Source organism: Roseibium album (genome assembly GCF_001404515.1).
Lineage (GTDB): Bacteria > Pseudomonadota > Alphaproteobacteria > Rhizobiales > Stappiaceae > Roseibium > Roseibium album.
In genome coordinates, this window is the sequence record NZ_CXWE01000003.1 from 607,312 (window position 1) to 623,309 (window position 15,998).

Annotated in this window: 13 protein-coding genes; 4 read left to right on the forward strand and 9 right to left on the reverse strand. The window is 55.4% G+C overall.

Going from position 1 to position 15,998, the window contains the following annotated elements:
- Nucleotides 1-8: 8 nt before the first annotated feature.
- A complete protein-coding gene (locus LA5095_RS12335; protein ID WP_055115673.1) occupies nucleotides 9-1,001 on the reverse strand; it encodes a TRAP transporter substrate-binding protein in 993 nt (330 codons plus the stop codon).
- Nucleotides 1,002-1,256: 255 nt separating this feature from the next.
- On the opposite strand from LA5095_RS12335, the gene LA5095_RS12340 reads away from it, so the two are divergent.
- Complete coding sequence (locus LA5095_RS12340) at nucleotides 1,257-2,696, forward strand: TrkH family potassium uptake protein (RefSeq protein WP_055115254.1); 1,440 nt, start codon at nucleotides 1,257-1,259, stop codon at nucleotides 2,694-2,696.
- A gap of 114 nt (nucleotides 2,697-2,810) precedes the next feature.
- On the opposite strand, the gene LA5095_RS12345 is transcribed toward LA5095_RS12340, so the two are convergent.
- Nucleotides 2,811-3,041, reverse strand: coding sequence for an EF-hand domain-containing protein (locus LA5095_RS12345; RefSeq protein ID WP_055115256.1), 231 nt, complete (start codon nucleotides 3,039-3,041; stop codon nucleotides 2,811-2,813).
- Nucleotides 3,042-3,468: 427 nt separating this feature from the next.
- Nucleotides 3,469-4,140, reverse strand: coding sequence for a YggS family pyridoxal phosphate-dependent enzyme (locus LA5095_RS12350; RefSeq protein WP_055115258.1), 672 nt, complete (start codon nucleotides 4,138-4,140; stop codon nucleotides 3,469-3,471).
- Nucleotides 4,141-4,510: 370 nt separating this feature from the next.
- On the opposite strand from LA5095_RS12350, the gene leuS reads away from it, so the two are divergent.
- Genes leuS through holA form a run of 3 tightly spaced genes read left to right on the forward strand, consistent with a single transcriptional unit; the run spans nucleotide 4,511 to nucleotide 8,762 of the window.
- Entirely contained in the window at nucleotides 4,511-7,132 is a 2,622-nt protein-coding gene (gene leuS / locus LA5095_RS12355) for a leucine--tRNA ligase (RefSeq protein ID WP_055115675.1), read from the forward strand.
- Nucleotides 7,119-7,697, forward strand: coding sequence for a hypothetical protein (locus LA5095_RS12360; RefSeq protein ID WP_055115260.1), 579 nt, complete (start codon nucleotides 7,119-7,121; stop codon nucleotides 7,695-7,697). Before leuS ends, LA5095_RS12360 begins: the two co-directional genes overlap by 14 nt.
- Before the next feature lie 24 nt (nucleotides 7,698-7,721).
- The gene (holA, locus tag LA5095_RS12365; RefSeq protein ID WP_055115262.1) at nucleotides 7,722-8,762 is read left to right on the forward strand and encodes a DNA polymerase III subunit delta; all 1,041 of its coding nucleotides are present in this window, start codon (nucleotides 7,722-7,724) and stop codon (nucleotides 8,760-8,762) included.
- A gap of 119 nt (nucleotides 8,763-8,881) precedes the next feature.
- On the opposite strand, the gene LA5095_RS12370 is transcribed toward holA, so the two are convergent.
- The 6 genes from LA5095_RS12370 to LA5095_RS12395 form a co-directional block, all read right to left on the reverse strand.
- Complete coding sequence (locus LA5095_RS12370) at nucleotides 8,882-9,787, reverse strand: ParB/RepB/Spo0J family partition protein (RefSeq protein WP_055115264.1); 906 nt, start codon at nucleotides 9,785-9,787, stop codon at nucleotides 8,882-8,884.
- A gap of 105 nt (nucleotides 9,788-9,892) precedes the next feature.
- Complete coding sequence (locus LA5095_RS12375) at nucleotides 9,893-10,717, reverse strand: ParA family protein (RefSeq protein ID WP_055115265.1); 825 nt, start codon at nucleotides 10,715-10,717, stop codon at nucleotides 9,893-9,895.
- A 19-nt stretch (nucleotides 10,718-10,736) separates the two neighbouring features.
- Nucleotides 10,737-11,393: a 16S rRNA (guanine(527)-N(7))-methyltransferase RsmG gene (gene rsmG / locus LA5095_RS12380; RefSeq protein WP_055115267.1), complete on the reverse strand. Its 657-nt coding sequence runs from the start codon at nucleotides 11,391-11,393 to the stop codon at nucleotides 10,737-10,739.
- Nucleotides 11,393-13,279, reverse strand: a complete 1,887-nt coding sequence (gene mnmG / locus LA5095_RS12385; RefSeq protein ID WP_055115677.1) for a tRNA uridine-5-carboxymethylaminomethyl(34) synthesis enzyme MnmG — start codon at nucleotides 13,277-13,279, stop codon at nucleotides 11,393-11,395. Before mnmG ends, rsmG begins: the two co-directional genes overlap by 1 nt.
- A 285-nt stretch (nucleotides 13,280-13,564) precedes the next feature.
- Nucleotides 13,565-14,914 (reverse strand): tRNA uridine-5-carboxymethylaminomethyl(34) synthesis GTPase MnmE, encoded by a 1,350-nt coding sequence (gene mnmE / locus LA5095_RS12390; protein WP_055115269.1) that lies wholly within the window; start codon nucleotides 14,912-14,914, stop codon nucleotides 13,565-13,567.
- 463 nt (nucleotides 14,915-15,377) lie between these two features.
- On the reverse strand, nucleotides 15,378-15,953 hold the full coding sequence (locus LA5095_RS12395; RefSeq protein ID WP_055115271.1) for a GNAT family N-acetyltransferase: 576 nt from the start codon (nucleotides 15,951-15,953) through the stop codon (nucleotides 15,378-15,380).
- Nucleotides 15,954-15,998: the final 45 nt, after the last annotated feature.

Below are 15,998 nucleotides of genomic sequence, written 5' to 3' on the forward strand. Positions count from 1 at the left end.
TAAGACTTTCAGAGACCCTTCGCCGCGTCCATGACAGATTTGCCGAGATCTCCCGCTTTTTCCGAATAGGTGTCATAAACCGGCTGGCTGACGGCCTTCCAGGCTGCAATTTCATCCGCGTCCGGTCTATAGACGGTCATGCCATTTTCTTCAGCTGCCGCGTAGGCCGCAGCCTCGATTTCCGACATGCGGTTACGCACGTCGTTTTCCGCTTTCACGGCAGCTGCCTGAATGATGGCCTGGTGTTCTTCAGGAAGTCCGTTCCAGAAATCGGTGTTCACGACGACGATGAATTCGATATCCGCGTGATTGGTAACCGTAATGGTATCCATCACTTCCCAGAGTTTCCTGGACTTGACCCCGGACACGCCGGTCATGCCGATATCAACGGTTCCACGTTGATAGGCAAGATACTGCTCGGACCCGGAAATCAGGGTCGGCGCACCGCCGGAAGCGGTCACGAAATCGCCGAGCGTCTTGCCGAACACACGCACTTTCTTGCCTTCCATGTCTTCCGGCGTCTTCAGCGGCCCGTCCTTGGAAAGCATGATCGCGCCACCATAGGCCTGCCACCAGAGCACGGTTGAGCCCGTATCCTTGATCGCCTCATCCAGCGGGCCACGGACCGGCGAACCAGGTGCAACGGCAGCACGGACCTTGTCTTCGGTGTCGAATAAAAACGGTTGGTAGAAAATATCGACGGCCGGAACATCACCGACATAGCGCGTAAGCGATGCCACGCCCATCTCAATCGCACCCGATCCGACCGCCGCCGGAACTTCCTTGTCCTTGTAGAGTTGAGCGGAATCATAGATCTCGACGGCTATGTCGCCACTGGAATTCTTTTCAACTTCTTCCTTGAACAGGAGCAGGTTCTGGCCAAGGTGGCTCTTCAGGGGCAATTGCAACGAGATCCGCAAAGTCGTGTCGGCGGCAAGGGCAACTCCCGACGTAAGTCCGAGTGCGACAACCGCACCCATGGCCCAGGCAAGTGTTTTCATGATTTCCTCCCAAAAATAGGTCGGCAGTCTTGCAAAGGACCAACCCGCGGTCAATGACGTGAAAACCCGGGATGCATGACAAAAACTCATTTTTCACTTGAGCTTAGCAATAATCCGGGTTGTCTCTTGTGCCGGGAAAAGCGCTGGTTCGCCGAAAATCGGCTGCGGTGCTTGCAATTCATCAAACGAGGCGGATAAACCTCGGCCCCGCCTTGAAAGCTTGACAGATCCCTGAGCGCAACGGAATCTCAATCCATGAACTATCGAGCCATTGCGTTGCCGATTGGGCGTTTGCTCATTCTCATTTCGCTCATGATGTTCATTCCGGCGATCGTTGACCTTGTTGCCTCGGACGTCGACTGGCAGGTGTTTCTGGTATCGTCCCTGGCACTGGGAACAACAGGTCTTCTCGTCAATCTGGCGTTTCACGGGCAAAAATTCCCGCACCGCTTCCGGGAATCCATCGTTTTCGTAAATGCCGCCTGGGTTGTTTTTTCCCTGGCCGGCGCCATTCCTTTCTATTTCAGCGATCTGGACATCGGGATTGCAGATGCGGTGTTCGAGACGGCCTCTGGTCTTACTACGACCGGGTCGACCGTATTGACCGGCCTGGACGAGATGCCTCCCGGCATTCTCCTGTGGCGCGCCCTGCTGCAATGGATTGGCGGGATAGGAATTGTCGCCGTCGGCATCTGGCTGTTGCCAGGCCTGAGGATTGGCGGCAGTCAGCTGTTTGTTCTTGAATCATCCGAGCACGCAACAAAACCCTACGGTCGAACATGGCCATTCGTATACCGGCTGCTGGCGCTGTATGGCGGTCTTTCGGCTGCTTGCTTGCTGCTTTACCTGTTCTGCGGCATGACATTGTTCAATGCGGTGGTTCATGCCATGACCACTGTTTCGACAGGCGGGTTCTCGACATCCGATCAATCGTTCGGACAATTTCACGGCATTGCCGTGTACTGGGTTTCGATTGTCTTCATGCTGCTCTCAAGCGTCCCCTTTCTCTATCTGCTCCGCAGCATGGAACGCCGGCGCTTCAAGCGGGATATTCAGATCATCCTGATGCTTTCTATTGTCACTGCCGGCGCGCTCGGAGTTTTTTATTTCGAGCGTTATGCAGCACATGACACACCGTTCCACATGTTCACGCTGGCAGTGTTCAATGTCGTGTCGGTCGTGAGCACGACAGGCTACGCAGCAGACGACTATCTGAAATTCGGCCCCGCGGTGATCACCGTCTTTTTCATCCTGACTTTTTTTGGCGGATGCAGCGGATCGACGTCAGGCGGCTTCAAGATGTTCCGCATCGCCATTGTCTGGAACGTTGTGATCAGCGGAATGCGCCGCCTGGTCCATCCGCACCGCGTCTCGATCCTGAGATTTCAGGGAAACCCGGTGCCGGACAGTGTTGTGGAAGGGGTATTCGTATTCGCCGTGCTTTACGCGGGAACCTATGCGGCCTTTTCGCTTGCCTATCTTTTTCTGGGACTGGATCTGATGACCGCCTTGAGTGCCTCGATCACGGCACTCGCCAATGTCGGGCCAGGGATTGGCGACACGATCGGACCGTCCGGAACATTTCAGATCCTTCCGGATCCGGCGAAATGGCTCCTGGCGATCGAAATGATACTGGGACGACTGGAAATACTCGCGGGGATACTGTTGGTCACGCCGGATTTCTGGCTCGACTGACCGGCTTGTAGAACACGGAAAACCACTGCCGGCGTGACCGTACCGGCAGTGGTCTTAATCAGGCAACCCCGCTGCAATAGCAGCTTACGGGGGGAGGATCGCCCGAAGCTGAGATTATGGCTGAACCGCTGCAAACTCAGCCGGATCGAGCAGGTTGTCCTGATTCGCGTCTGCTGCCTTGAAAACGTCTTCCGACAGATCCGGAACAGCGGTTGTGATTTCTTCGAAGCTCACGAAACCGTCCTGGTTGCTGTCGATCGTCTCAAATGACATGCCCTGTGCAAGCGCTGCTGTGGACGCAGTGAAAGCACCAATGAGAAGAGCAGCGGTAAGACGTTTGGACATGATGTAACCTCCAACTGTTGGTTCTAAGCAGGCTATCCCGACCCTTGCTACGAAGGAATCTGAGTGGGATGCCCACCATGTGTTCCGTCTGTCCGCCAAGCCCCTGCGACCTGCCGAACCGGAACAGGGAGGACTTTGATGCGGGATCGCGACAGGTAAAGGGCTGCTCTTTGGAACCTTCAGGGCATTGTTGTGACTGATTCTCGTATTCAGACACATGCCAGTCATATTCACGTCACTTTTGAAAGTGTTCGGCAAGAAAAAGGCTGATATATATTAATCAGTAAGGGAAAATATATCGAATTTAAAATGAGTTTACTTACATCTGGAAATCAGGATACGGGACTTGCATAATTTCAACCTAATTTTACGCAAAATCCCGATCTTTCATGCCGTTTCCACGTGCCAACGCTACTTTGGCAATTTGTCAGGGATAATCTCGCGCGCCAAAAATCGCAGATCCGACGCGAACATGGGTTGCTCCGAATCCGACAGCGACCTGATAGTCGGATGACATTCCCATGGATAGCTGGTTCAGCCCATTCCGCTTCGCAATTTTCTCCAGCAGCGCAAAATGCTCACCCGGTGCGTCTTCGACCGGTGGAATGCACATGAGGCCCCTGATATCGAGACCGACGATCTCCCGGCACTCCGCAACAAAAGTATCGACATCTTTAGGTGCAATGCCTGCCTTCTGTGGTTCCTCACCGGTGTTCACCTGAACAAAACAAGGTAGACTGCGGCCTTGCTTGTCCATTTCAGTCTTCAGCGCCCTGGCAATTTTAGGCCGGTCAACCGTGTGGATGACATCGAATGTTGCAACCGCCTCCTTGGCCTTGTTGGATTGCAGTGGTCCAATCAGGTGCAATTCGATACCGGAGAACTCCGTACGCAGGTCGGGCCATTTCCCCATCGCCTCCTGGACGCGATTTTCGCCAAATACCCGCTGACCGGCCGTCAGAACCGGACGGATATCATCTGCAAAAAAGGTCTTGGACACCGCGATCAACGTAACTGCACCCTCCCGCCGGCCAAATTCAGCCTCTGCGCGCCGGATATCGTCCTGAACTCCTGAAAGACGGCCTGAGGCGGATGACATCGATATTCCCTTTGCAACGATGGACGAATTTTCTCAACTTCTCTTACGCCTTGTAGGGCAATCTTCTCAAGGCTGTCGCTTCAGTTTGTGCTTGCCGGTCGATTTCCGCGGTCAGAAAAGGCAATCCCGGACACCTTCATGCACTTACCTTGGGGCGAATTCCTTGAAATCTTGGTCCTTCCGACATGCTTTTGCGTCCTGATCCGGCGAACCGAAAGCTTTACGGATGCGGCATTGCGAAATAAACAGTCATCCAAGGGGTCTTTCTATAGTCACATGTTGACCCGCAACCCAATTTCTGGTGACAGTCCGGCAGGAAAACATTCAGGAAATCCGCCGGGTCCGGCGGCAAGAACAAACGGCACAATTGATGGCAACGGAACGGTACAACGCGCGCGAGGTTGAAGCGCGCTGGCAGAAAGTCTGGAACGACAAGGATGTCTTCGTCACACACAATGACGATCCCCGGGACAAGTACTACGTCCTTGAGATGTTCCCCTATCCGTCCGGCCGCATTCACATGGGTCATGTACGCAATTATGCAATGGGCGATGTCGTGGCACGCTACAAGCGTGCCAAGGGTTTAAATGTCCTGCATCCGATGGGTTGGGACGCTTTCGGCATGCCGGCAGAAAATGCGGCAATGCAGAACAATGTGCATCCGAAAGACTGGACCTACGAAAACATCGCCGCCATGCGCGACCAGCTCAAGATCATGGGCCTGTCGCTGGACTGGACCCGGGAATTTGCGACCTGCGACGTCGGTTATTACACCCAGCAGCAGCGCTTGTTCCTGAGGTTTCTGGAAGCCGGACTGGTTTACCGGAAGAATGCCAAGGTGAACTGGGACCCGGTCGACATGACTGTCCTGGCAAATGAACAGGTGATCGACGGCCGTGGCTGGCGCTCTGGCGCTCTGGTTGAGCAGCGCGAACTGACCCAGTGGTTCTTCAGAATTTCTGATTATTCCGAAGATCTGCTGGAAGCGATCGACACGCTCGACCGCTGGCCGGACAAGGTCCGCCTGATGCAGAAGAACTGGATCGGCCGGTCCGAAGGCTTGCGCGTCCGGTTTGAATTCACCGAGGCTGCGCCGACCGGCGACACGACACTGGAAATTTTCACCACGCGCCCGGACACCCTGTTCGGCGCTTCCTTCATGGGCCTGTCACCGGACCATCCGATTTCGGCAAAGCTTGCGGAAGACAATCCGGAGCTGAAGGCCTTCATCGATGAATGCAAGCGTGTCGGCACTTCTGAGGAAGCTATTGAGAAAGCGGACAAAAACGGCGTTGATACCGGATTGAGAGTAAGGCATCCACTCGACAGTTCGCTCGAATTGCCGGTCTATGTCGCCAACTTTATCCTGATGGACTACGGCACCGGTGCCATCTTCGCCTGTCCTGCCCATGACCAGCGCGACCTGGATTTTGCCCGCAAATACGGCTTGCCGGTCAAGCCGGTCGTGCTGCCGAAAGATGCAGACCCGGCAACTTTTGAAATCGGCTCGGAGGCATTTACGGACGACGGAACGATCTTCAATTCCGATTTCATGAATGGCATGTCCATTCCTGATGCGAAGGAAGCAATTGCGCAAAAGCTTGAAGCCGTCAACGTCGACGGTGCACCTCAGGGCGAGCGTCAGGTCAACTATCGTCTGCGCGACTGGGGGATTTCGCGCCAGCGCTACTGGGGCTGTCCGATCCCGGTCATACATTGCGACGATTGCGGTGTTGTTCCGGAAAAGGATGAAAACCTGCCGGTTCAACTGCCGGACGACATCAATTTCGACAAACCCGGGAACCCGCTGGATCGGCACCCGACCTGGCGGGAAACCACCTGTCCGAAATGCGGCAAGGCTGCCAGGCGTGAGAGCGACACCATGGACACGTTCGTGGATTCTTCCTGGTACTTTGCCCGTTTCACGGCGCCGGATTGCGACCAGCCGACGGATCCGGAAGCGGCCAATGGCTGGCTGCCGGTCGATCAGTATATCGGCGGCATCGAACACGCGATCCTGCACCTGCTTTATTCCCGCTTCTTTACCCGGGCGATGCAGAAGGTCGGCGCACTCGATCTGAAGGAACCTTTCAAGGGATTGTTCACCCAGGGAATGGTTACCCATGAGACTTACCGTCTCGGGGAAGGAGCAAACGGATCCTGGATTTCTCCGGCCGAGATCAGGATTGAGGACGTTGACGGAAATCGACGCGCCACATTGCTGGAAACCGGTGAAGACGTCGCCATCGGGTCGATCGAAAAGATGTCGAAGTCGAAAAGGAACACCGTTGATCCGACCGATATCATCGACACATACGGAGCTGACACGGCGCGCTGGTTCATGTTGTCGGACAGCCCTCCCGAACGTGATGTTATCTGGACGGAAGACGGTGTTCAGGGAGCCTGGCGCTTTGTTCAGCGCGTCTGGCGCCTGATCAACGAGATTTCCGAATCAATCGAACCTAGGGCCGGCTCCGCACCGGAAGCCTCCGGCGCGGTTCTTGAGCTGCGGCGTGCGAGCCACAAGACATTGGCAGCTGTTTCCAATGATCTGGAATCGCTCGGGTTCAACAGGGCGGTCGCGCGGCTGTACGAACTTGTCAACACGATCAGCAAGACCGTTGGTAACGATATCGAAGACTCTTCGATGGAATATGCGATCAGGGAGGCTGCCGACTACCTTGTCCAGATGATGGCGCCAATGATGCCGCACCTTGCCGAGGAATGCTGGTCCGCTCTTGGTCACGGCAATCTGATTTCCGAGGCCAAGTGGCCGGTCGCCGACCCGGCCCTGCTGGCCGAGGATTCGGTCACTTACCCAATCCAGATCAACGGCAAGCGCCGCGGTGAACTGGAAATTGCAAAAGAAGCTTCCAAAGAAGAGGTCGAAGCAGCTACCTTGGCTCTGGATTTCGTTCGAAAGGCGCTGCAGGGCAACGCGCCCAGGAAACTCATCGTCGTGCCGCAGAGGATTGTGAATGTCGTTGTTTAGCAACATCTTGAAAAGCGAAAACAACTTGCGGCGTGCCGCCCTCTGCTCCGCCTTCCTGGCGGCCGTCATCTTGAGCGGGTGCCAGATTCGCCCGCTTTACGGCACCAGCACGACCGGTGATTTCGGAGCGCAATCTTCCCCGGTCGCCGCAGATCTTGCGGCAATCGAACTTGAGTCGATCTCGGCCCGGTTCGCCAATGAGGAGTCGGCAAGGGTCCTCAACAACGAGCTTACCTTCCGGCTGGAGCGCGGCGCAAGGTCCGTGGCAAAGAAGTTCCGGCTTGAGATCCTGGTCGATGTGAACAATGCGGCGGTTGGCGTGGAACAGTTCTCTGACGTTCCGTCCGCCTTCACGATCACCATGAACTCGACTTATGTCCTGAGTGATATCGAGACGGACGAAACCCTGACAACCGGCCGGACATTCAGATCGGCATCCTATGACTTCTCCAGCCAGCGCTTTGCCAACCAGCGCGCGCTCCGGGACGCACAGGAGCGGATTGCGAAGGCAGTTGCCGACGATATCGCAACCCGTCTTGCGGGCTATTTTGCCAGTCGATCCTGAGAGCCCGGCGGGAGGTAACGGATTGTGACCGCCCTGAAGGCCGCAGAAATTGACCGGTTCATCGCCAATCCCCCCGACAGCGGTGCTGTGGTTCTGATATTCGGACCTGACACTGGCCTTGTATCGGAACGGGCGACACGGCTCGTGGCCAAGGCCACGGAAGGCGACAGCGACCCCTTCAATCTGATCAAGATCGATGCTTCGGAACTCGCTTCGGATCCGAATCGATTGATTGACGAGGTTCTGACCATTCCACTCTTCGGTGGGCGCCGGATTGTCTGGGTCAAGGATGCCGGCGGCAAGAATCTCAGCCCTGCGCTTGATCCTGTCCTGAAGCTGGACGACTGGCAGACATTTGTCGTGCTGGAAGGCGGAGACATCAAGAAAGGTGTCGGTCTCAGAAAGCTGATCGAGACACACAGGCGCGCCGTCGCACTGCCCTGTTATGCGGACAATGATCGCGGCATCGACCAGCTGATCGACGAGGAAACCAGGGAAGCCGGTCTGTCCATCACCCGTGAGGCCCGTGGTGCCCTGCACAGCCTTCTTGGTGGAGACCGGATGGCCAGCCGTGGAGAGCTCAAGAAGCTCTGCCTTTATGCGCTCGGCAAGGGCCGGATAGACAGCGAAGATATCGAAGCGATCATCGGCGATGCATCATCCTTCGAGATGTCAGAACTTATTGATGCCGCAGCCTCAGGAGACATTGCACTCCTCGACCATGGACTTGAACGGCTTTCCGAAGCCGGATCAAAAGCGTCCGTCATCGCCAACCAGGCCCTGAAGCATTTTCAGCATCTGCACCGAATGCGGATCGATGTCGACAAGGGAAAGAACGCACAAGCGGTTATCGACGGACAGCGTCCCCCTGTTTTCTTCAGCCGCAAGCCCAAACTCGCGCAACAGCTTCGTATCTGGTCGCTCGCCGATCTGGAACGGGCAATGGAAATCCTCGCGGAAGCCACGAAGATTTCTCGCCTCAATGATCCGCTCGGTGTACCGGTTCTCTCCGAGGCACTACTGACACTGGGAAGAGTCGCAAGGGCGCGCGCCCAACGGCGTTGAAATGCGGATCCATGACCGATTCCAAAATCGCGCATCCTCTTCAGTCAAGTCGCACGCAACCAGGCAAAAGGGCACAAACGCAAAGTCAGTTTGATAGAAATATCTATCTTTTCAGACACTTAGCGTGTTTCGACACCAAGTTTCCTGCAGATCTCGTCAAGCTGCTCCAATGAGGTGTACTTGATTTTGAGATCTCCGGATTCTTTTCCGGGTTTGTGTCCAACAACCACCTTCAGGCCCAAGGTGTCGGTCAAGCGTTTTTCCAGCGCCTTGGTGTCCGCATCCTTCTGGGGCTTTTCGCTTTGGACTTTTTCACCCTTCAGCTTCGCAAGGGCTGCCGGGTCCTGTGAAATCTTTTCAGCATCCCGAACAGTCAGGCCCTTCTCAACAATCAGTTCAGCGAGCGCGGCCGGATCATCAACGGTAATCAGCGCACGCGCATGGCCAGCCGTCAGCAGGCCTTCGGCGAGGTAATCCTTGACAGAATTCGGAAGTTTCAGAAGCCGCATCGTGTTGGCGACATGGCTGCGGCTCTTGCCGATAACCTTCGCCAGTTCGCCCTGGCTATACTTGAACTCCGCGGTCAGCTGATCGTAACCCATTGCTTCTTCGATCGGATTGAGGTCAGCACGCTGCACGTTCTCGATAATCGCAAGTTCGAGCGCTTCCTGATCGGTAACGTCGCGAATGATAATCGGGGCTTCATGCAGCCCCGCCCGCTGCGCGGCCCTCCAGCGCCGCTCGCCGGCAATTATCTCGAAGCGGTTGGTTTTTCCTGCTGCCGGGCGCACCAGGATCGGTTGAACGATTCCCTTCGCTTTCAACGATTCCGCGAGGTCGCCAAGATCCTTCTCCGTAAAGGTCTTGCGTGGATTGCGAGGATTCGGCTCAAGGTGTTCGATAGGAACCCTGCGGCTGTCCCGAACGACTTTCTCCGGGGTTGCCACAGCTTCAGGAGCCGAATCTCCGATCAGAGCAGCCAGACCTCTACCCAAACGTTTGTTCTTGACGTCCTTGTCAGCCATAACGCACCATTTTCTTCTTATATTTCAAAAGATTAGCTTGTGACAGCAAGGCCTTTCACGCCGTCACAAACCTGAATTCAATCCGGAAACGCATCACGGCGACAGTCAGGCAGCCACGCGGCGCAATTCACGTTCCCGTTGAATGATTTCGGACGCCAGCCGAAGATAGGCTTGGCTCCCGGCGCATTTCAGATCATAAAGCAACGCCGGTTTGCCATAAGATGGTGCTTCCGAAACACGAACGTTTCGCGGAATGATTGTCTCGTAAACCGCATCGCCCATCGTCTCGCGAACATCGGCAACAACCTGGCTGGAAAGATTGTTGCGGCTGTCATACATGGTGAGCACGATGCCATGAATACTGAGTTCTGAATTCAATGCGTCCCTGACCTGTTCAACCGTGCTGAGCAACTGGCTAAGGCCCTCAAGCGCAAAGAACTCACACTGGAGTGGCACAAGAATAGAATGCGATGCCGAAAGTGCATTGATTGTCAGAAGGTTAAGCGATGGCGGACAATCGACCAGGACATAGGTGAAGCCGACTTCCTGGAACAGACGTGAGCGCGTCAGATTCTCGATCGCGTTGCGAAGGCGGAAAGCGCGGTCACTCGTCGATGCAATCTCAAGCTCAAGGCCAAGCAGGTCCATCGTCGACGGAGCCACCCAAAGCCGTTGCACCGCTGTTTCCCGCACAGCCTCGGCCAGCGAGCAGTCTCCACTCAGGACTTCATAGGTAGACAACCCCCGGTCGCGATGTTCAATGCCCAGACCGGTGGACGCATTGCCCTGGGGATCGAGATCGATGACCAGCACCTTTTCCCCGATTGCCGCCAGCGCTGTGCCGAGGTTGATGGCGGTCGTGGTCTTTCCCACCCCGCCTTTCTGGTTCGCGAGCGCGAGGACGCGAGGTGTTTCGGGAAGCATGCTCATTGCCACGACACTTTCCTGGTTAGTCCGTCCGGGCTGATATATTTGAGAAAACAAGCATCCGGCTCACAGGATCTACAAGACTTACCTTTTCTACCAGATCGAAGTTCCAAGCGTCAGAGGCTTCGTTAACTTCTCTCTGAAAATCCTGACCTTTGTGGAAAACAGCACCCGCTCCCGCCGCTGTAAACGGTTCTGACAGGCTAAAAAGCAGGTCGAGAGAGGCCAGGGCACGAGCCGAAATGGCATCGACCGGGCCATGTCTCCAGTCTTTCGCCACCGATTCGATACGTCCCGGATGGACAGTACCGGTCGAGCCCGTTTCCCGGAGTGCAGTGCGCAGAAACGCAGCCTTGCGCTGATTGCTTTCGATCAGATGCACATGCGCGTCCGGTTCGTCTGCCAGCAGGATCGCGGTGACAATACCCGGAAAACCTCCTCCGCTGCCGATATCCACCCATACACGGGCTGCAGGATCGAGCCACTGGGTCTGCAGACTATCGGCAACATGCCGTGTCCAGATATCCGCAATAGTGGACGGTGCGATAAGGTTTTGCGCGGGCTGCCACTTCAGTACAAGGTCCACATAGATCTGGAGCCTTTCCAAAGTTTCACGTGAAACATCCCCATACTTATGCACAATCTGTCCAGTGTCGTTCAACACCACCGGCCGCGCCATCAGGCGGCTCCCTTGCGGGAACTGCGCTTGAGATGGGACAGGATCAATGTCAGTGCAGCAGGCGTAATGCCGTCCATTCGTGACGCTTGCCCAAGCGTTGCTGGTCCAACATCGATCAGCTTCTGTTTCACCTCGTTGGACAATCCGACAATCGCTTCGTAGTCGAAATCATCGGGGATTCGCAAGGCTTCGTCGCGCTTCAATGCTTCGATATCCGCCATCTGTCTGTCGAGGTATACGGCGTAGAGGGCATCAGTCGCAACTTGCTCCGCTATTCCCCGGTCGACCGCACCAAGCTCCGGCCAGATCGTTGTGAGCATCTCATAGGTCACATTCGGGTAGGACAGCAGATCGAACGCAGACCGGCGAATTCCGTCCTGGTTCACAGGCAATCCCTTTTTCCGTGCTTCCGAAGGCGTCACCGAAAGGGTTTCAAGAAGGTCGCGGGCTTGCTCGATCTTCGCCATCTTGGTGTCAAATGCCAGACGTCTGGTATCGGACACAAAACCCCTTTCCACTCCGAGCGGAGTCAATCGCTGATCCGCATTGTCGGCCCGCAGCGACAAACGGTATTCCGCTCTTGACGTGAACATGCGGTACGGTTCGGTAATACCCCTCGTCACGAGGTCGTCGATCATCACACCGATGTATCCCTGCGACCGGTCTACGACAAAGGGTTCCTTGCCTGCTGTCTGAAACGCGGCATTGACACCGGCAACAAGCCCCTGCGCCCCTGCTTCTTCATACCCTGTCGTTCCATTGATCTGACCTGCGAGATAAAGCCCCGGGCAGCGTTTCGCCTCCAGTGTCGGACGAAGCTCACGCGGATCCACATGATCGTACTCGATCGCGTAACCAGGCTGAATAACCGTCACGTCCTCGAGACCTGGAATGGTTTTCAAAAATGCGAGTTGCGCGTCTTCCGGAAGCGAAGTCGATATGCCGTTGGGATAAACGGTGTGATCATCAAGTCCTTCCGGTTCAAGGAAGATCTGATGCCCGTCTCTTTCGCCGAACCGAACGATCTTGTCCTCGATCGAAGGACAGTATCGCGGCCCCCGTCCTTTTATCTCCCCTGAATACATGGCGGAACGGGAAAGATTGTCCTGAATGATCTTATGGGTCTCAGGAGTGGTTCGGGTGATATGGCACGGAATCTGTGGGGTTTCGATCCTGTAGGTCAATGTTGAAAACGGAACCGGATCGTCATCGCCAGGCTGCTCCTCCAGGCGATCCCAGTGGATTGTTCGACCATCAAGTCGCGCCGGTGTGCCTGTCTTGAGACGCCCGAGTTCAAAGCCGATCTCTTCAAGGGAGGCCGACAGCCCCAGAGCGGGCGCCTCACCTGAACGGCCTGCCGGTATCTTCCTGTCACCAATATGAATTAGCCCGCGCAGGAAGGTACCGCTGGTCAATACGATTGCCTTGCAGGACACAATGCGACCGTCGGCAAGATCAATCCCTGAAACAGCAGAGCTTGGTCCGTCACCTGCAAAGCGGATCTTGTGGGCTTCGCCTTCGACAACCGTCAGACTTTCGATGCCGGCAATCTCGCGCTGCATGGCTTCACGGTAAAGTCTACGGTCTGCCTGCGCACGCGGACCCCGGACGGCCGGACCTTTGCGCCGGTTGAGCATGCGGAACTGAATGCCGCCCTGATCCGCGACCCGGCCCATCAGACCATCAAGTGCATCTATCTCGCGAACCAGATGCCCCTTGCCAAGGCCGCCAATCGCCGGGTTGCAGGACATCACTCCAATCGTTTCGAACTTGTGAGTAACGAGTGCGGTCGATGCACCAGCACGCGCGGACGCTCCCGCTGCTTCACAGCCCGCATGACCGCCGCCAATCACCACAACGTCGAATTTCAGTTTCTGGTCACTCATGGTCTCACCGTCCACACAGGCACTTCAGACAAGCACCCGGTAATATCCAGATCATTTTCAGGGATCGGTCGCCGGCATCATGCCGGACTATCATATGCGGTCTAAACCGGCAGTTCCTGTGCGCCGTTATAATGCGAGACGCCATCTGGGTCAAAGCGGAATTCGATTGGACGAATCCTGGAAATTTCGTCAACTCCTGGATAGCGGATCTTAAGGCTGATGATTCACGTGAAACATGTTCCGGTACAGAATCGATCCTTGGGTAGACTTGATTCACGTGAAACTTCATTTGCCAATACAAAAGTCCCGGAAGATGACATCCAGGAGATCGTCCACGTCAATTCGTCCAGTAATCCGACCGAGTGCATCAGCAGCGCGCCGCAGGTCTTCAGCTCGCAATTCTGTCGGCAGATGGTTGGCATGCACCGCCGTTTTCAAACCCGTCAGGCAATTTGACAGGTAATGCCGGTGCCGTTCACGCGTTGCAAGTGGTGCTTCACCGAGGGAAATCGTTTCTTCGGCAAAACGTGTCAGGGCGCTGATTAGCATCTTGACGCCTTCTTCATTTCTGTCCGAACAGGAGATTTCCTTGATTGTTCCGGAAGAGTCTTGTTCCGGAAGAGTCACAAGATCGCTTTTCGTTCGAACGATCCAGAGTGGGATCTTTTCCCTTAACTCTTCCGGAAGACCGCTGACAGGATCATCATAAGGCACACCATCCAGTTCCATCGCCCAAAGGATCAGATCAGCTTCCTGTCCCCTGGCCTGTGCCCTGCGGATCCCCTCCCTTTCAACAATTCCCCCTGCGTCCCGAAGTCCGGCGGTATCGACCAGCGTAAGCGGATATCCTCCGAGATCGAGATGAACCTCGATGACGTCACGCGTCGTCCCCGCTTCTTCTGTGACAATGGCGACATCCCGACCGGCAATAGCATTCAGCAAACTGGATTTGCCGGCATTCGGCGCACCCATGAGAACGACTTGCAAACCGGAACGCAGGCGTTCTCCGCTTTTCGACTTGTCCAGATGGATTGCAATCTCGCCATGGAGGGCCGCGGCTTCCGACCAGACCTCATCTGCGACGCTGCCGGGCACATCCTCTTCATCGGCAAAGTCAAAATCGGCCTCGATCATCGCACGCATATGGATCAGCCTTGAGCGCCAGCCTTCATAAAGCTCACCGAGCGCACCGCCCATCTGCCGGACAGCCTGTTTCCTCTGGCTTTCCGTTTCCGCCGCAATCAGGTCTGCAAGGCCTTCAACTTCCGTCAGGTCCATCCGACCATGATAAAAAGCCCGTCGCGTGAATTCGCCTGCTTCCGCAGGCCGGCAGTTTTCAAACTTCCCCAACTCACTGAGCACCTTGCCGACGACCGCTCTGCCGCCATGGCAGTGAAGTTCAGCAACGTCTTCGCCGGTAAAGCTCCTCGGACCCTCGAAAAACAACACCAGTGCTTCGTCGAGCACCTCTCCGGTTGCCGGATCTTTCAGCCTGGTAACCGATGCCTTCCGGGCGTCCGGAACCCTTCCGCAGATCTTTTCCAGAACCATTTTGGTTTCACGACCCGAAACACGAATGACAGCCACTCCCGAAGGCACCGCGCCGCTTGAAAGTGCAAAGATCGTTTCTGCCATGGTTTTCTTTCCGGGAGAGTTTTTGGGAAAGTACAAATACTCCCAACTGCAATGTGTGAGTTCGCCTCTTTAGCAAACAGGTGCGAAAACTGAAAGGTTCTCTCAAACGGCGAGGCGGTTCTTCCCTCGAACCGATTGGCCGGTCCGCGGTACCACCCTCTGATCAATGTTCCGCAGACGAATCAAATGCGGATGCTGAGGTGAAAGACGAATGTGAAACGCCTTGGCGAGTGTTTCACGTGAATCAATCAAGTTCGATTGGACTGAAACGAGCGACCCGATAGTCTTGAACAACTGGATCCTTCATAGAATGACAGAAAGCGTCTTGAGAGATGGGAAACACTTCCCGATCTGTCATCCTGTTGGTTCGGACGCGAATCGATATTGATGGGGACGATGCACGTCAACCGGAGATACTGTCTTGTGACCGTATCGTGTTTCACGTGAATCGGAGCGACGAGCCTTATTCACCCTGCTGCGAAATCCAGTCGTGTTTTGACAACCTGTACAAGACATGCGGGGCCACTGGATGATCCGCAGGTAAAGACGGATGTAGAAAGTCTCCATCCGGGTCCCTGCGCATGCCTATTCGGTCCATGACCCGCCTGGAGGGGTTATTGGCAGGAATTGTAAATGCAACGATCTCATCGAGCCCGATGGTTTCAAAACCGAATCGAAGCCAGGCGTTCGCTGCCTCGCTTGCATATCCTTTGCCCCAACAGGATTGTTTAAGCCGCCAGCCAATCTCGACACAGGGTTCAAAAGGCAACGGTGCGGCATAACTCGGTCGGTTCAATCCAACGAATCCGAGAAATTCTCCCGACTCCTTGATCTCGACGGGAGCCATACAGAAACCGTCCCTGTCTTGTTTATCAACACACCTGGAAACCAGAAATTCCGATTTTTCTCGGGTCATGACATCGGGAAAATACCGCATTACCTCCGGATCCGCACAAATCTCCGCGAATGGTTCAATGTCCGTTTCCTCCCAAGCACGAAGCAACAGACGATCGGTCTCAAGGAAAATGTTTCGGGTCATCAGAACGGTTCCGATTCAACAGGTTCAGACGGATTCACGTGAAAC

Bases quoted from the DNA above. Each gene is read 5' to 3' on its own strand.
- LA5095_RS12395 (WP_055115271.1), bottom strand. From the start codon at position 15,953: ATGACCCGAAACATTTTCCTTGAGACCGATCGTCTGTTGCTTCGTGCT.
- LA5095_RS12370 (WP_055115264.1), bottom strand. From the start codon at position 9,787: ATGGCTGACAAGGACGTCAAGAACAAACGTTTGGGTAGAGGTCTGGCT.
- mnmE (WP_055115269.1), bottom strand. From the start codon at position 14,914: ATGGCAGAAACGATCTTTGCACTTTCAAGCGGCGCGGTGCCTTCGGGA.
- rsmG (WP_055115267.1), bottom strand. From the start codon at position 11,393: ATGGCGCGGCCGGTGGTGTTGAACGACACTGGACAGATTGTGCATAAG.
- LA5095_RS12350 (WP_055115258.1), bottom strand. From the start codon at position 4,140: ATGTCATCCGCCTCAGGCCGTCTTTCAGGAGTTCAGGACGATATCCGG.
- LA5095_RS12335 (WP_055115673.1), bottom strand. From the start codon at position 1,001: ATGAAAACACTTGCCTGGGCCATGGGTGCGGTTGTCGCACTCGGACTT.
- leuS (WP_055115675.1), top strand. From the start codon at position 4,511: ATGGCAACGGAACGGTACAACGCGCGCGAGGTTGAAGCGCGCTGGCAG.
- LA5095_RS12360 (WP_055115260.1), top strand. From the start codon at position 7,119: ATGTCGTTGTTTAGCAACATCTTGAAAAGCGAAAACAACTTGCGGCGT.
- mnmG (WP_055115677.1), bottom strand. From the start codon at position 13,279: ATGAGTGACCAGAAACTGAAATTCGACGTTGTGGTGATTGGCGGCGGT.
- LA5095_RS12345 (WP_055115256.1), bottom strand. From the start codon at position 3,041: ATGTCCAAACGTCTTACCGCTGCTCTTCTCATTGGTGCTTTCACTGCG.
- LA5095_RS12340 (WP_055115254.1), top strand. From the start codon at position 1,257: ATGAACTATCGAGCCATTGCGTTGCCGATTGGGCGTTTGCTCATTCTC.
- LA5095_RS12375 (WP_055115265.1), bottom strand. From the start codon at position 10,717: ATGAGCATGCTTCCCGAAACACCTCGCGTCCTCGCGCTCGCGAACCAG.